Source organism: Serratia sp. CoH_122_TC_1 (genome assembly GCF_058191755.1).
Genome location: NZ_JBXWLA010000005.1, coordinates 137,131 through 150,458, shown reverse-complemented (window position 1 = coordinate 150,458; position 13,328 = coordinate 137,131). Strand labels below are relative to the sequence as shown.

Here is a 13,328-nt window from a genome sequence, read left to right as displayed (position 1 = left end):
AATCAATTCCCAAACATCAGTGCTGTCAGCACGAAATCCAATCCCAACACCGCCAGTGACGAATGTACCACGGTACGGGTCGTTGCCCGGCTAATCCCTTCAGAGGTCGGTACCGCATCATACCCGTTGAAAATGGCAATCCAGGTCACGGTGATGGCAAATACCACGCTCTTTATCAGGCAGTTGAGTAAGTCTTTTTTCCACTCCACGGCGCCCTGCATTGCTGACCAGAAAAAGCCACTGTCAATGCCTTTCCAGTCTACGCCAACTACCGAACCGCCCCAGATGCCAATCGCGACAAAGATAAGCGTCAATAGCGGCATGCTGATCAATCCAGCCCAAAAGCGTGGTGCAACAATACGCCGTAACGGATCAACCGCCATCATTTCCAGGCTGGAGATTTGTTCGGTTGCCTTCATCAGGCCAATTTCGGCCGTCAACGCAGAACCGGCGCGGCCGGCAAACAGCAGTGCGGTCACCACGGGCCCCAACTCGCGCAACAATGACAGCGCCACCATCATGCCCAGACTGGCCTCGGCGCTGTAGGTGGTGAGCACAATATAGCCCTGCAGCCCCAGCACCATGCCGATAAACAACCCGGAAACCATGATGATCAACAGTGACTGTACGCCAACGCTGTGCATCTGCTTGAGCAACAGCGGCCACTGTTTGCGCGGCTCAGGCCGCCCGACCAGCGCGCCCCACAGCATCAACCCTGCACGCCCAAAGCTGGCGCTGGTGTTGATGCCACGGCGTCCTAACGACGCTAACGCCTGTAATAACATCAGCTTATTTACTCCCTAAACCTAACAGCTCGGCCTGATAGTCGCCGGCCGGATAACGGAAGGGTACTGGCCCATCGGCAATACCATCCAGGAACTGGCGCACGCGCGCATCAGGATTGTTCTGTAATTCTTGCGCCGTGCCTTCGGCTATCACCCGATGATCGGCAACAATGTACGCGTAGTCGGCGATGCTCAGGACTTCTGGCACATCGTGCGAAACCACGATGCAGGTGATACCCAACGCGTGATTCAGCTCATCGATCAGCTTGACCAATACACCCATGGTGATCGGGTCCTGGCCGACAAAAGGCTCATCGAACATGATCATTTCCGGATCGAGCGCGATAGCCCTCGCCAGTGCGGCACGCCGTGCCATACCGCCAGACAACTCATTGGGCATCAGGTCAGCTGCACCACGCAACCCAACCGCTTCCAGCTTCATCATCACCGTGCTGCGCAGGAGAGGTTCCGGTAAACGGCTATGTTCGCGTAGCGGGTAAGCCACGTTCTCAAACACCGTCAAATCGGTGAACAGCGCCCCTGACTGGAACAACATGCTCATTTTCTTGCGCGCATCATACAGTTGATGGCGGGACAACGCAGGAATGTTGTCGCCATCGAACCAAATCTCGCCACAGTCCGGCGTCAACTGACCGCCGATCAGACGCAAAAGCGTCGTTTTGCCAATGCCGGACGGCCCCATGATCGCCGTCACCTTGCCACGGGGAACCGTCAGGTTGATATCTTCGAATATCAGTCGATCGCCACGCGAGAAACTCATGTCACGAACTTCGACCAGGTTCTCTGCCTTCTGGTGCATGTTAATTGATCCTTTACGGCTCATTTTTGCTAAATCTACCCGTGATGTTAAAGCAACGGGCGCAATGCGTCTTATCTTTACAAAAACTTACCGGCATTGCGTTACCAATGGTGCGCTGACTCGACTCACCAATCTCACGTCTCGCGCCTTGCTGCGCACTCAAATTGCCACCAGCGCTGCTCACGCACAAGGAGAAGCACAGCCTAATTTTACTTTTACGCGCCACCCGGTCAAAATTGGCACCATAACGAAAAAAAACGAAAGTGTTCATATATTAGCCGGGAAAACCCGTTGCTGCGGCTTTAGCGTGCACAACGGAGGGCAAAGCAAGATAGCCGAATTACGGCTTTTAACCAACGAACCGGGATAATACCCAACAAAGGACCCTGCATGTTTCTCGCGATAGCGTTATTAATCGTTGGTTTATTTTTACTGGTGTATGGCGCAGACCGCTTAGTTTACGGTGCTGCAGTAATTTCTCGTTCACTTGGCGTGCCGCCGCTGATCATCGGCATGACCATCGTAGGTATCGGCACGTCCTTACCGGAGCTGTTCGTATCAACGACAGCAGCGCTGAACGGGCAAATAGATATGGCCGTTGGGAACGTATTAGGTTCCAATATTACAAATATTTTGCTGATACTGGGGGTCGCCGCGCTGATACACCCTCTGGCGGCACGTTCCGAAGTGTTGCGGCGCGAACTGCCGCTGATGTTGGCGGTCACAGTACTGTGCGGTTTCGTGTTGATGGATGGCACCTTGAGCCGGTTGGATGGCGTGGTGCTGTTGGCCGCCGCCGCGGTCTTTATTCTATTGATGTTAAAAATTGCCCGACTGGCGCAGCGTGAAGGCAATGACAGCCTGACCGTAGAGCAAATGGCCGAACTGCCACAGGACAGCAGCAATACCGTCGCGGTGCTGTGGCTGGTGTTGGCGTTTATCATTCTGCCACTGTCTTCCAGAATGGTGGTCGATAACGCCACGGTGATTGCGCACTATTTCGGTATGAGTGAACTGGTTGTCGGTTTGACCATTATTGCTATTGGAACCAGCCTGCCTGAACTGGCCACCTCCATTGCCGGGGCACTAAAGGGTGAGGATGATATGGCGATTGGTAATATCATCGGCTCCAATATTTTCAATACCGTAATCGTGCTGGGGGTTCCCGCCCTGCTGTCCCCGGGCAGCGTCGACGCTGCCGCCTTCCATCGCGATTACTGGGTGATGCTGGCAGTCAGCATTGTGCTGAGTGCCCTGTGTATTGGGCGGAAACATCGCATCGGCCATCTGGCGGGCGCTCTGTTATTATGTGGTTTTATTGCGTATCTTGCGGTGCTGTTCTTTAACCCTTTCAGTACTTTCGGCTAAACCGACGGGAATGAGTATGTCAAACATTCAGTTGCAACCGGGCTTTGATTTCCAGCAGGCAGGCAAAGAAGTGCTGCAGATTGAACGTGACGGGCTGGCTCAGCTCAGTCAATACATCAATGCAGACTTCACCCGCGCCTGCGAGCTGATTGCCGGTTGCAGTGGCAAAGTGGTCGTGATGGGCATGGGTAAATCCGGGCATATCGGCTGCAAAATTGCTGCAACCTTTGCCAGCACAGGCACACCTGCGTTCTTTGTTCATCCCGCCGAAGCCAGCCACGGCGACCTTGGAATGGTTACTACGCAAGATATCGTGCTCGCCATATCAAACTCGGGGGAGTCTAACGAAATCCAGGCGTTGATCCCGGTGTTGAAGCGCCAGCAAATCCCATTGATCTGCATGACCAACAACCCAGACAGCTCGATGGGCAAAGCGGCCGATATTCACCTGTGCATCAAGGTGCCACAGGAAGCCTGCCCGTTGGGTCTGGCTCCTACCACCAGCACCACGGCGACGCTGGTGATGGGTGACGCCTTGGCCGTCGCACTGCTGAAAGCCCGTGGTTTCACACCGGAAGATTTTGCCCTTTCGCACCCAGGCGGTGCTCTGGGCCGCCGACTGTTGCTGCGTGTATGCGACATTATGCACAGCGGCGACGAAATTCCCCATGTCAGTGCCGACGCCTCTTTGCGCGACGCGCTGCTGGAAATCACCCGTAAAAATCTGGGCATGACGGTCATCTGTGACGATCTGATGAAGATCGCCGGTATCTTTACCGACGGTGACCTGCGCCGGATATTTGATATGGGCATTAACCTCAACGACGCCAGGATTGTCGATGTCATGACGCTGGGCGGCATCCGCGTACGCCCAAACCTGTTGGCCGTCGACGCGTTAAATCTGATGCAACAACGTCATATCACCGCGGTGCTGGTTGCCGATGGCGACCAATTGCTGGGTGTGGTACATATGCATGACATGCTGCGCGCCGGTGTCGTTTAATTATGGAAGAGAACTCAATGAGTCTGGTTGAAACCTGCTACGGGCCTGTAGAACAAGATGTCATGGCGCGTGCCGGGAAAATCCGCCTGCTGATTTGTGATGTCGATGGCGTGCTGTCAGACGGCCTGATTTTCATGGGCAACAATGGCGAAGAATTAAAAGCATTCAACGTCCGTGACGGTTACGGTATCCGTTGCCTGAAAACCTCAGATATCGAGGTGGCGATCATCACCGGTCGTTCCGCCAAGCTGCTGGAAGACCGGGCAAATACCCTCGGTATCACCCACCTTTATCAGGGGCAATCCGATAAGCTTTTGGCCTTCCGTGAACTGTTGGATACACTGTCGCTTACGGCAGATCAGGTCGCCTATATTGGTGACGATCTGATCGACTGGCCGGTGATGGCGCAAGTTGGCCTGGCCGTTGCGGTCGCAGATGCACATCCGTTGCTGCTGCCACGCGCCCACTACGTTACCCGCATTGCCGGCGGCCGCGGCGCGGTGCGCGAGCTGTGCGACATTATTCTTTTGGCTCAGAACAAGCTGGAGGACGCCAAAGGGCTGTCGATATGAGTAAAACCAAACTTTGGATCACCCTTTTGCTGGCGGTGATCGCATTGGCGCTGATTGGCTGGAACATGGCTGATTTCAATAATGACGCGGTCCCAGGGCCGGTGAACAGTCAGGACCCGACTTACCAGAGCCAGCACACGGTCACCATAGTGTACAATCCGACCGGCAAGCTGAGTTACAAGCTGGTAGCGGAAGATGTGAAGTATTATACCGCCGATGATTTAAGCTGGTTTACCCAGCCAGTGATGACGCTGTTTGATGAAAACGCGGTGGCTACCTGGTCAGTTCGCGCCGATCGCGCCAAACTGACTAAAGATCGGATGCTGTATCTTTACGGCCATGTCGAGGTGAATAGCCTGACCACCACCTCACAGCTGGAAAAAATTAAAACAGATAATGCTCAGGTGAACCTGGTGACCCAGGATGTGTCTTCGGATGACGAAGTGACACTCTACGGGACGAACTTCACCTCTAACGGCATGAAAATGCGTGGGAACCTGCGGACCAAAACCGCTGAGCTGATTGATAAGGTTAAGACCAACTATGAAATTCAGAACCAAAAAACAACGCCGTAATCTGTTGATCGGCAGCTTGATTTTGGCCGCCAGCGCCCCCGCTTGGGCGCTGAAGTCCGACTCCAATCAACCGGTGAGCATTGATTCACTGAAACAGTCTCTGGATATGCAGAGCAACGTCAGCACCTTTACTGATAACGTGGTGATTAAGCAAGGCACCATCGATATCAAGGCGGACAAGGTCGTGGTGACTCGGCCGGGCGGCGATCAGAACAAAACCTACATTGAAGCCTTTGGTAACCCAGTGACTTTTTACCAGATGCAAGACAGTGGCAAGCCGGTGAAAGGCCATGCCCAAAAGGTCCGTTACGATGTCGCCTCGCAGTTAGTGACCCTGACCGGGAATGCCTATCTGGAACAGCTCGACAGCAACGTAAAAGGCGATCGCATCACCTACCTGGTGCAACAGCAGCAAATGCAGGCGTTTAGCGATAAAGGCAAACGCGTGACTACGGTTCTGGTACCGTCGCAGTTGCAAGACAAAAACGGGCAAAAGAAGAGTAACTAATCACTTATGGCTACACTCATCGCAGAAAACTTGGCGAAAGCCTACAAGGGCCGCAAAGTTGTTGAAGACGTCAGTCTGAACGTGAAATCCGGCGAAATCGTCGGCCTTCTGGGGCCGAACGGTGCCGGTAAGACCACCACCTTCTACATGGTGGTGGGTATCGTTCAACGCGACGCCGGGCGTATCGTGATTGACGAAGAAGACATCAGCCTGTTGCCACTGCATGCGCGCGCGCGTCGTGGTATCGGCTATCTGCCGCAAGAAGCGTCAATCTTCCGCCGCCTGAGCGTGTATGACAACCTGATGGCCGTTCTTGAGATCCGTGATGACCTCAGCAGCGAACAGCGAGCAGACCGTGCGGTAGAGCTGATGGAAGAGTTCCATATCTCCCATCTGCGCGACAACCTGGGCCAGGCCTTGTCCGGTGGCGAACGCCGCCGCGTGGAGATCGCCCGAGCCCTGGCGGCCAACCCGAAATTCATCCTGCTGGATGAACCCTTCGCCGGGGTCGACCCCATCTCCGTTATCGACATTAAAAAGATTATCGAGCACTTGCGTGATAGCGGCCTGGGCGTGCTGATCACCGACCACAACGTGCGCGAAACGCTGGACGTATGTGAACGCGCCTACATTGTCAGCCAGGGCAAACTGATTGCTCACGGCACGCCGGATGCTATTCTGGCCGATGAGCAGGTGAAACGCGTTTATCTGGGCGAAGAATTCCGCCTCTGAGTACCAGCGCGCCCATTGGGCGACGGTTAACGGAAGTAAACAGAAGATTATGAAGCAAGGTTTGCAACTCAGGTTTAGCCAACAATTGGCTATGACCCCCCAACTCCAGCAGGCTATCCGCCTGTTGCAGTTGTCCACGCTTGAACTCCAGCAGGAGATACAGCTGGCGTTAGAGAGCAACCCATTGCTTGAACAGACTGACCTGCACGAAGAAATCGAAACCAAAGAAACCCTCGAAACCGAAGGTTTGGACACCCGCGAAGCGCTAGAACAGAAAGACATGCCGGAAGAGCTGCCGTTGGACGCTACCTGGGATGAAATCTATACGGCGGGTACCCCCTCCGGTACCCGTACTGATTACAGCGATGATGAACTCCCGGTTTATCAAGGTGAAACCACCCAGACCCTGCAGGACTATCTGATGTGGCAGGTGGATCTCACACCGTTTTCCGATACGGATGCCGCCATCGCCACCTCAATCGTTGACGCTGTCGACGACACCGGTTATCTCACCGTGCCGCTGGAAGACATTCTGGAGAGCATCGGTGACGAAAATGTGACAATGGACGAAGTCGAAGCCGTATTGAAACGCGTACAGCGTTTTGATCCGGTTGGCGTTGCCGCGCGCGATCTGCGTGATTGCCTGTTGGTTCAGCTTTCCCAGTATGCCGAAGACACGCCCTATCTGGCTGAAGCACGCCTGATCATCAGTGAACACCTGGACTTGCTGGCCAACCACGACTTTCGCAGCCTAATGCGAACAACGCGCTCAAAAGAAGATACACTGAAAGAAGCGATGCAGCTGATTCAGTCACTCGATCCGCGTCCGGGCCAGTCGATCAATACCGGCGAGTCTGAGTACGTGATCCCAGACGTGCTGGTACGCAAAGTGCAAGATGTTTGGACGGTTGAGCTCAACAGTGACAGCATTCCACGGCTGAAGATCAACCAGCAATACGCCGCCATGGGCAACAGCGCGCGTAACGACAGCGACGGACAGTACATCCGCAGTAATCTGCAGGAAGCCAAATGGCTGATCAAAAGTCTGGAAAGCAGGAACGACACTTTACTGAAAGTCTCACGCTGCATTGTCGAGCAGCAACAGGCCTTCTTTGAGCAAGGTGCAGAATTTATGAAACCCATGGTACTGGCGGACATCGCTCAGGCCGTGGAGATGCATGAATCGACAATCTCACGCGTGACTACGCAAAAGTTTTTGCACAGTCCGCGCGGCATTTTCGAATTGAAATATTTCTTCTCAAGCCATGTGAATACCGACAGCGGAGGCGAGGCTTCCTCTACGGCGATCCGGGCAGTCGTGAAGAAAATGATCGCGGCGGAAAACCCCGCCAAACCGCTCAGCGACAGCAAGCTGGCTACCCTGCTCTCCGATCAGGGGATCATCGTGGCGCGGCGTACCGTCGCCAAGTACCGAGAGTCTTTGTCCATCCCGCCGTCCAACCAGCGTAAACAGTTGGTTTGACCTCTATTGAGAAGGAAGACACTATGCAGCTCAACATTACCGGACACCACATCGAAATCACCGAACCATTGCGTGAGTTCGTGAACACCAAGTTCGCTAAACTCGAACAGTATTTTGACCGCATAAATCAGGTGTATGTCGTTCTTAGTGTGGAAAAAGTGCAACAGATTGCGGAAGCAACGGTGCACGTGAATGGAGGCGAGTTGCACGCCACCTCGGAAGACGAGAACATGTATGCTGCAATTGATACCCTGATCGACAAACTGGCACGTCAATTGAACAAACATAAAGACAAACTGAAGCAACACTGACATTCTGGGCCGTTTCCGTCCGCGGATTCGGCTCAAACGTAGATTCGGCCATCGGCGCGTTACCTGTTTGTCTATGGGTACCGCGCCGATAAGCCAACAGGCGAAAAATCACCTCACAAGCCTGCTTGCTGGTGTGGTTTTAAGTGAAGATGAGATGAACAACGAAACAATGCAATTAAGCTCGGTCTTAAACATCGAGTGCACCAGAAGCGCCGTCCATTGCACTAGCAAGAAACGCGCTTTGGAAATTATCAGCGAACTGGCCGCCAAGCAGCTAAACCTGTCACCACAGGTGGTGTTTGACGCGGTTCTCACCCGCGAGCGTATGGGCAGCACCGGTATCGGCAACGGTATCGCCATTCCCCATGGCAAACTGGAAGAGGACACATTGCGGGCTGTTGGCGTGTTTATCCGTCTCGACCAACCTATCGCCTTTGATGCCATTGATAACCAGCCGGTCGATCTGCTATTCGCCTTACTGGTACCGGCAGATCAATGTAAAACCCATTTGCATACCCTGTCCCTGGTCGCCAAGCGCCTGGCCGACAAAACCGTATGCCGTCGCCTGCGTGCCGCGCAAAGTGACGAAGAGCTTTACCAAATCATCACCGAGTAACGCCCGGCTGGCGTGACTTCCAGCCCGGATAACGATACTGTTTAGCCATGATGGATTCCGGTTCAGGCCGGAATAATAAAGTTTCTAAAGGTGGCGATAGACGCCACTGAGATGCCAGGGGAGTTTCCACATGGTGCTGATGATTGTCAGCGGCCGTTCCGGTTCAGGGAAATCCGTCGCCTTGCGGGCGTTGGAAGACATGGGTTTTTACTGCGTTGATAACCTGCCCGTGGTACTGCTACCGCAGCTTGCCAATACGTTGGCGGAACGCAACAGCTCCGCAGCGGTAAGCATCGACGTACGTAACATGCCGGAATCGCCGGAAGTGTTTGAATATGCGATGACTCAGCTGCCTGACAGCTTCTCGCCGCAGTTGCTGTTCCTCGACGCCGATCGCAATACGCTGATTCGCCGCTACAGTGATACACGCCGTCTGCATCCGCTCTCTAGCAAGAACCTGTCACTGGAAAGCGCTATCGATGAAGAGAGTGATCTGCTCGAACCCCTGCGTTCCAGAGCCGACCTGATCATCGACACGTCAGAAATGTCAGTGCATGAGCTGGCCGAAATGCTGCGTACCCGCCTGTTGGGCAAACGCGAGCGTGAGCTAACCATGGTGTTTGAATCCTTCGGCTTTAAACACGGTATCCCGATCGATGCCGATTACGTGTTCGACGTACGCTTCCTGCCGAACCCACACTGGGATCCAAAACTGCGCCCAATGACCGGTTTGGATAAACCCGTTGCCTCATTCCTCGATCGCCACACTGAAGTGCACAACTTCATCTACCAGACGCGCAGTTATCTGGAACAGTGGCTGCCGATGCTGGAAACCAACAACCGCAGCTACCTGACAGTGGCCATTGGCTGCACCGGCGGTAAACACCGTTCAGTGTACGTGGCGGAACAATTGGCCGACTACTTCCGCTCGCGCGGCAAGAACGTGCAATCACGCCATCGTACGTTGGAAAAACGCAAACAATGACGGTCAAGCAAACGGTTGAAATCAAAAACAAACTTGGTATGCATGCACGCCCAGCGATGAAGCTGTTCGAGCTGGTGCAGAGTTTTGACGCCGAAGTGATGCTGCGTAACGACAGCGGCACAGAAGCCGAGGCCAGCAGCGTGATTGCGCTGCTGATGCTGGACTCCGCACAGGGGCGCCATATCGAAGTGGAAGCCACAGGTCCGGATGAAGTAAAAGCGTTGGCCGCCGTGATTGAGTTGATTAATTCCGGTTTTGACGAAGATTAAAGAGTAAGGTGCGCTGCATGATGCGCACCGATTTTACAACACCTCATTCCTGCAGCTAGATCCGGCTCAAACAGTCCAGCGCCACGGCCTTAAAGCTATCAAAATTGTCACTGCCCAGCAGGCGACTCATCGATCGTTCACGCACGAAGGTGACGAACAGATCATAGATCGCCATCGCTTCTTCGTAATCGCTTTTACTGATTGCCAGCAGGAAGATCACGTGAGCGATCTCACCTTCGCCCCAGACGATGCCCTGTGGTGCCAGCAGCGTCACCACCACGGTTTTTTTCGCCAGTAACCCGAGTGAGTGTGGCAGTGCGATACCTTCACCCAACATCGTGGAAACAATGGCTTCGCGCTCAACTACCGACGGATAAAAATCATCACCAACATAGCCTTCACGTTCAAGCTGACTACAGACTTGCTGGAACAATTGCGCCTGGGTCAGCGATTCGTTGACCACCATAAAGTGGTCGGCATCGAAGAACTTCTCCAGCATGTAAGGTTTGGTGCGATCCACCAGAACCAGTTTGCCAAGCTGCTCTAGCTGATATTCAGTCGGGAACGGTGACATCACAACCACAGGCTTGTTCTTTTCGCTGACCCGCGCGTTGGAAATAACAAAATCTTCGTCAATATGGTTGAGCACCTCGTAATCACGTAGCGAAACGATCCTCGTCATGACCAGTTGTGGGTACTTACGCGCAATCTGTGCCTGGATCATCCGCACCGTCGAGTTGCCGGTATCACAGACCAACATCACCTGCGGGTGCCGCTCATAGCCGATGTTGTAATGCCGTTCCAGCCCAACACCAATGTGCAGTACCAGATACCCAATTTCGTTCTCACTCAGGGTATAAGGCGTGTATTTCCCCCAGCTAGACACTGCCGCCAGCGTCACATCATAGGCCATCGGGTAATGCTGCTTGATATTCGCCAACAGTGGATTGGGGATATTAATCTGGTACTTCACCCGAGTGATCATGGTTTTGATATGGGTGAGCAGATCGGCTCGCAGCTGTTTATCACCCTGCAGATTGTAGTTATAGTGCGCGTTGATGTAGGACAGAATGTAATCCACCAGCGCTTCTTCATCGTCTGCGTTGATCTCGGTCGGCTGCACCTCTTGCACCCGCCGCGCAGCAATATTCACCCGCAGGTAAGCCTCTTCCGCCATCGACACGTCTTTCCCGCTGGCTTTGCGCAGCTCCCCTGCCAACCAGGTAGATACCTTGCGTACCGCGTCATCGCCATCCTCAACGTCAAAGTCCGGTAACGGGTAGCCGTCGGTAATGCGCCGCAACGCCACCGCACAGTAGAAGATAAGGTACTGCTCGCCCTCATCGGTCAAACGAATGGCGTATTGCGACAACAGCGGATGCAGCAGCCCGGCGAAAGTAGACACCTGTGGTTGCAGCAGGATCTCATTGTTGAGTAGCGGGTTCTCCGCGTCGGCCAGATGCAGTTGGAATAAAAGATCGGTCAGACAAGCACGGATCGCCATCTCAGAGCCAAACAGCTTCATACCGTAACGCGGTTTGGTTTCGATGGTTAACTGGTAGTGCGCCAAGCGCTCTCTCACCTCAGCCATGTCGTTTTGCAGCGTACCGCGGCTGACAAACCATTCATCGGCTAAATCTTCAAGCTTTAGAGAAAAAGCTGAGGTCAAAAAACGAATCAGCAGATAGTGCACGCGTTCCTGTGCACTACGCGGCGTCGCGTGCTTTTTGCGTTCTTGATGCTGCAAGGCGCTGAACAGCGCAGCGTCATCAACCTGTAAGTGGTAGCCCGCACCACGGCTATGTACAAAGTGGGCCCCGTATTTTTCCAGAATATCGTTCAGTGCGGTGATATCAGCACGTACGGTTCGGGTAGACACGGCGAAACGCTTCGCCAGCTCATCCTGTGGCAAAGTCTCAGACTGTAAAGCATCAAACAGATAGGCTAAACGCGGGTAGGGAAATCGCACCATTCTCTTTCCGTCAATGTAAGGTGCCCGCCTGGGGAGTCAGACGGGCAGCGGGTTACTTCGCGAGCGGCAAAAACACCATTTGCGATGGGCTGCCTACCGGCGTGTAGCCTTCAGCAAAGCTGAGTTTGCCACTGGCCTTATCCACGCTGAATCGGGTGACATTATCGCTGCGCTGGTTCATCGCATACAGATAGTGCCCGTCCGGGCTCAGCGTCAGTGACCGTGGGTAATCACCGCGCGTCCAGATCTCAGCCACCGAGTGCAGCTCGCCATCAGGCCCAACGCTGAATTGCCCAATGCTGTTGTGCAGCCGGTTAGCAACATAAAGATGTTTACCGTCCTCGCTCAGGACCAGGCCTGCAGCAAAGTTGGTGCCCTTATAATCAGCGGGCAGCGAAGACACAACATGCTGCTGTTTCAGAGTACCTTTTTGGTTATCAAAACGGTAGCTGGTCAGCGTCGAGGCTTCTTCGTTCACCAACAGCAACGTTTTGCCGTTCGGGTGAAACACAAAGTGACGTGGGCCTGCGCCGGCAGAAGATGCCGTGATCCACGGCGGATCGTTTGGCGTCAGTTGACCGCTGGCATCATCAAAGCGCCATTGATAGATACGATCCAGCCCCAGATCGGTTGAAAACACATATTTACCGCCAGGATCGCTGGCGATCATATGCGCATGCGGACCATTGTGATCGCTGATGGCGAAGCTACCTTCCACCGCCGCTTCTGGCTTGCCGGCGCCTGCCGGCCCTTGCTGTTGCTGCACTGAGCTGGCGTTGCCGAGCTTGCCATCACTCTGAATCGGGAATACCGCCACGGTACCGCTGACGTAGTTCGCCACCAGTAGATGGCGACCGTTTGGCGTAGGAGAAAGGTAAACGGGCCCTGCCCCTTGCGAATCAACCTGATTGAGCTGAGTCAGGCTACCGTCAGTTGGGTTGATACGGTAAGCAATAATGCCGCCATGCTTAGTGCCGTTAAAGTCTGCCACTTCGCTGGCAACATACAGCGTCTGCCCTTTGGCATCCACGGCGAGCTGTGCCGGGTTCGCCTGGCTGCTGACCAATGTCCTGGCGCTCAGCGCGCCGCTGGCCGGATCAACCTGCACCCGATAAACACCTTCACCATTGGGATTGTAAGTACCAATATAAGCAAAATGAGATGACGTGGATTTCATTGCATCCTCAGCGTGCAGCACCGGGCTGGCCATCGCCAGTAGCGCCAAGGTTAACGCGGTGCGTAGGGGTGGAGACTGCCAGTTTCGCATAGTTATCCTTATGAGAGATAGCGGCGCGGTGTGACCGCGCCTGTGGATACAGAACCTGTCGC

The 13,328-nt window shown here is 54.1% G+C and carries 16 protein-coding genes; 12 read left to right on the top strand and 4 right to left on the bottom strand.

All coding sequences use genetic code 11. From position 1 onward, the window contains the following. Positions 1–2: 2 nt before the first annotated feature. Together mlaE and mlaF are read right to left on the bottom strand one after the other, a co-directional pair. A complete protein-coding gene (gene mlaE, locus AC2FC2_RS08290; protein WP_037416339.1) occupies positions 3–785 on the bottom strand; it encodes a lipid asymmetry maintenance ABC transporter permease subunit MlaE in 783 nt (260 codons plus the stop codon). Between the two features lie 4 nt (positions 786–789). Further along, positions 790–1,605 carry a phospholipid ABC transporter ATP-binding protein MlaF gene (mlaF, locus tag AC2FC2_RS08285; RefSeq protein WP_037416336.1) on the bottom strand — a complete coding sequence of 272 codons (816 nt, stop codon included), beginning with the start codon at positions 1,603–1,605 and terminating at the stop codon, positions 790–792. Here mlaF and AC2FC2_RS08280 point away from each other — a divergent pair. The 12 genes from AC2FC2_RS08280 (at position 1,604) to npr (ending at position 10,027) form a co-directional block, all read left to right on the top strand. Further along, positions 1,604–1,975, top strand: a complete 372-nt coding sequence (locus AC2FC2_RS08280) for a hypothetical protein (protein ID WP_490659065.1) — start codon at positions 1,604–1,606, stop codon at positions 1,973–1,975. The two genes, mlaF and AC2FC2_RS08280, sit on opposite strands and share 2 nt — an antisense overlap. 20 nt (positions 1,976–1,995) lie before the next feature. Beyond that, positions 1,996–2,973 (top strand): calcium/sodium antiporter, encoded by a 978-nt coding sequence (locus AC2FC2_RS08275; protein ID WP_265555901.1) that lies wholly within the window; start codon positions 1,996–1,998, stop codon positions 2,971–2,973. Positions 2,974–2,989: 16 nt separating this feature from the next. Next, entirely contained in the window at positions 2,990–3,976 is a 987-nt protein-coding gene (kdsD, locus tag AC2FC2_RS08270) for an arabinose-5-phosphate isomerase KdsD (protein WP_209637147.1), read from the top strand. Between the two features lie 17 nt (positions 3,977–3,993). After that, positions 3,994–4,548 carry a 3-deoxy-manno-octulosonate-8-phosphatase KdsC gene (gene kdsC, locus AC2FC2_RS08265; protein ID WP_209637145.1) on the top strand — a complete coding sequence of 185 codons (555 nt, stop codon included), beginning with the start codon at positions 3,994–3,996 and terminating at the stop codon, positions 4,546–4,548. After that, entirely contained in the window at positions 4,545–5,123 is a 579-nt protein-coding gene (lptC, locus tag AC2FC2_RS08260) for an LPS export ABC transporter periplasmic protein LptC (RefSeq protein WP_209637143.1), read from the top strand. The genes kdsC and lptC overlap by 4 nt, the downstream gene beginning before the upstream one ends. Further along, a complete protein-coding gene (gene lptA / locus AC2FC2_RS08255) occupies positions 5,092–5,631 on the top strand; it encodes a lipopolysaccharide ABC transporter substrate-binding protein LptA (RefSeq protein WP_006317105.1) in 540 nt (179 codons plus the stop codon). Before lptC ends, lptA begins: the two co-directional genes overlap by 32 nt. A gap of 6 nt (positions 5,632–5,637) precedes the next feature. Beyond that, positions 5,638–6,363 (top strand): LPS export ABC transporter ATP-binding protein, encoded by a 726-nt coding sequence (lptB, locus tag AC2FC2_RS08250; RefSeq protein ID WP_037416315.1) that lies wholly within the window; start codon positions 5,638–5,640, stop codon positions 6,361–6,363. Positions 6,364–6,412: 49 nt separating this feature from the next. Beyond that, the gene (gene rpoN / locus AC2FC2_RS08245; protein ID WP_209637141.1) at positions 6,413–7,846 is read left to right on the top strand and encodes an RNA polymerase factor sigma-54; all 1,434 of its coding nucleotides are present in this window, start codon (positions 6,413–6,415) and stop codon (positions 7,844–7,846) included. Between the two features lie 23 nt (positions 7,847–7,869). Continuing rightward, complete coding sequence (hpf, locus tag AC2FC2_RS08240) at positions 7,870–8,157, top strand: ribosome hibernation promoting factor (RefSeq protein WP_004948547.1); 288 nt, start codon at positions 7,870–7,872, stop codon at positions 8,155–8,157. A gap of 154 nt (positions 8,158–8,311) precedes the next feature. Then, positions 8,312–8,773: a PTS IIA-like nitrogen regulatory protein PtsN gene (ptsN, locus tag AC2FC2_RS08235; RefSeq protein ID WP_172479792.1), complete on the top strand. Its 462-nt coding sequence runs from the start codon at positions 8,312–8,314 to the stop codon at positions 8,771–8,773. A 130-nt stretch (positions 8,774–8,903) separates the two neighbouring features. Further along, positions 8,904–9,758: an RNase adapter RapZ gene (rapZ, locus tag AC2FC2_RS08230; protein WP_012147065.1), complete on the top strand. Its 855-nt coding sequence runs from the start codon at positions 8,904–8,906 to the stop codon at positions 9,756–9,758. After that, a complete protein-coding gene (npr, locus tag AC2FC2_RS08225) occupies positions 9,755–10,027 on the top strand; it encodes a PTS phosphocarrier protein NPr (protein ID WP_020831874.1) in 273 nt (90 codons plus the stop codon). The genes rapZ and npr overlap by 4 nt, the downstream gene beginning before the upstream one ends. 55 nt (positions 10,028–10,082) lie before the next feature. On the opposite strand, the gene AC2FC2_RS08220 is transcribed toward npr, so the two are convergent. Continuing rightward, positions 10,083–11,999, bottom strand: a complete 1,917-nt coding sequence (locus AC2FC2_RS08220) for a BglG family transcription antiterminator (RefSeq protein WP_265555900.1) — start codon at positions 11,997–11,999, stop codon at positions 10,083–10,085. 52 nt (positions 12,000–12,051) lie between these two features. Beyond that, positions 12,052–13,266: a lactonase family protein gene (locus AC2FC2_RS08215; RefSeq protein ID WP_404760522.1), complete on the bottom strand. Its 1,215-nt coding sequence runs from the start codon at positions 13,264–13,266 to the stop codon at positions 12,052–12,054. Between the last annotated feature and the right edge of the window lie 62 nt (positions 13,267–13,328).

What these genes read in the sequence shown, in the direction of transcription:
- lptA (WP_006317105.1), top strand. Translation starts at nt 5,092, where the DNA reads ATGAAATTCAGAACCAAAAAACAACGCCGTAATCTGTTGATCGGCAGC.
- mlaE (WP_037416339.1), bottom strand. Translation starts at nt 785, where the DNA reads ATGTTATTACAGGCGTTAGCGTCGTTAGGACGCCGTGGCATCAACACC.
- kdsC (WP_209637145.1), top strand. Translation starts at nt 3,994, where the DNA reads ATGAGTCTGGTTGAAACCTGCTACGGGCCTGTAGAACAAGATGTCATG.
- npr (WP_020831874.1), top strand. Translation starts at nt 9,755, where the DNA reads ATGACGGTCAAGCAAACGGTTGAAATCAAAAACAAACTTGGTATGCAT.
- AC2FC2_RS08275 (WP_265555901.1), top strand. Translation starts at nt 1,996, where the DNA reads ATGTTTCTCGCGATAGCGTTATTAATCGTTGGTTTATTTTTACTGGTG.
- mlaF (WP_037416336.1), bottom strand. Translation starts at nt 1,605, where the DNA reads ATGCACCAGAAGGCAGAGAACCTGGTCGAAGTTCGTGACATGAGTTTC.
- lptB (WP_037416315.1), top strand. Translation starts at nt 5,638, where the DNA reads ATGGCTACACTCATCGCAGAAAACTTGGCGAAAGCCTACAAGGGCCGC.
- AC2FC2_RS08220 (WP_265555900.1), bottom strand. Translation starts at nt 11,999, where the DNA reads ATGGTGCGATTTCCCTACCCGCGTTTAGCCTATCTGTTTGATGCTTTA.
- kdsD (WP_209637147.1), top strand. Translation starts at nt 2,990, where the DNA reads ATGTCAAACATTCAGTTGCAACCGGGCTTTGATTTCCAGCAGGCAGGC.
- hpf (WP_004948547.1), top strand. Translation starts at nt 7,870, where the DNA reads ATGCAGCTCAACATTACCGGACACCACATCGAAATCACCGAACCATTG.
- AC2FC2_RS08280 (WP_490659065.1), top strand. Translation starts at nt 1,604, where the DNA reads ATGTTAATTGATCCTTTACGGCTCATTTTTGCTAAATCTACCCGTGAT.
- AC2FC2_RS08215 (WP_404760522.1), bottom strand. Translation starts at nt 13,266, where the DNA reads ATGCGAAACTGGCAGTCTCCACCCCTACGCACCGCGTTAACCTTGGCG.
- rapZ (WP_012147065.1), top strand. Translation starts at nt 8,904, where the DNA reads ATGGTGCTGATGATTGTCAGCGGCCGTTCCGGTTCAGGGAAATCCGTC.
- rpoN (WP_209637141.1), top strand. Translation starts at nt 6,413, where the DNA reads ATGAAGCAAGGTTTGCAACTCAGGTTTAGCCAACAATTGGCTATGACC.
- ptsN (WP_172479792.1), top strand. Translation starts at nt 8,312, where the DNA reads ATGAACAACGAAACAATGCAATTAAGCTCGGTCTTAAACATCGAGTGC.
- lptC (WP_209637143.1), top strand. Translation starts at nt 4,545, where the DNA reads ATGAGTAAAACCAAACTTTGGATCACCCTTTTGCTGGCGGTGATCGCA.